Below are 771 nucleotides of genomic sequence, written 5' to 3'. Positions count from 1 at the left end.
GGTGGCCTTCGCGATCTTCGCCGTCCTCGCTGCCTTGGTGGCATGGCGCAATGTTGCAGGTGAAGCCCGGATCGAACCAGGCGCTCACCAGGTGCCGGCATCTGCCGAGGTGATTTCACGCGGCGCTTACCTGGCACGTGCCGGCAATTGCATCGGCTGCCACACCACCGCAGCAGGGCAGCCCTTCGCCGGCGGCCGCGGCGTCGACACGCCTTTCGGGTTGGTCTATGCACCCAACATCACGCCAGATGACCAGACGGGCATCGGAACCTGGTCGTCGGCCGAGTTCTGGCGCGCCATGCACCATGGCCGCTCGAAAAGCGGGCGCCTGCTGTACCCGGCGTTTCCGTACCCGAGTTTCACGAACGTGACGCGCGAAGACTCCGACGCCCTCTATGCCTACCTGCGGTCAGTGAAGCCTGTTGGTCAGCCCAATGTGGAGCACGACCTTCGATTCCCCTACAACACGCAGGCGGCCTTGGCGGTCTGGCGGGCGCTGTACTTCCGACCGGGTGAACTCGCGGCCGAGCCGAAGCAAAGCGCCGAATGGAACCGCGGCAAGTACCTGGTTCAAGGGTTGGGCCACTGCGCGGCCTGCCATTCGGGTCGCAACTTCCTGGGCGGCACCAGCCTGAAGTCCGAGTTTGCCGGCGGCCTGATGCCCGATGCGACCTGGTACGCGCCCTCGCTCGCCACACCGAAGGAAGCGGGCGTGCAAGGCTGGCCGAAGTCTGAAGTGGTCAGGCTGCTCAAGACCGGTGTGTCTGAACA

At 65.4% G+C, this 771-nt stretch carries 1 protein-coding gene; it reads left to right on the top strand.

The genetic code is table 11. From position 1 onward, the window contains the following. Nucleotide 1: 1 nt before the first annotated feature. Nucleotides 2–771: c-type cytochrome (locus AC1DYI_RS37360; RefSeq protein WP_477209103.1), on the top strand; the 770-nt coding region annotated here is incomplete at its 3' end.

The organism is Ideonella sp. P3_A4, assembly GCF_056403075.1.
This window is presented reverse-complemented; position numbering and strand designations above follow the sequence as displayed.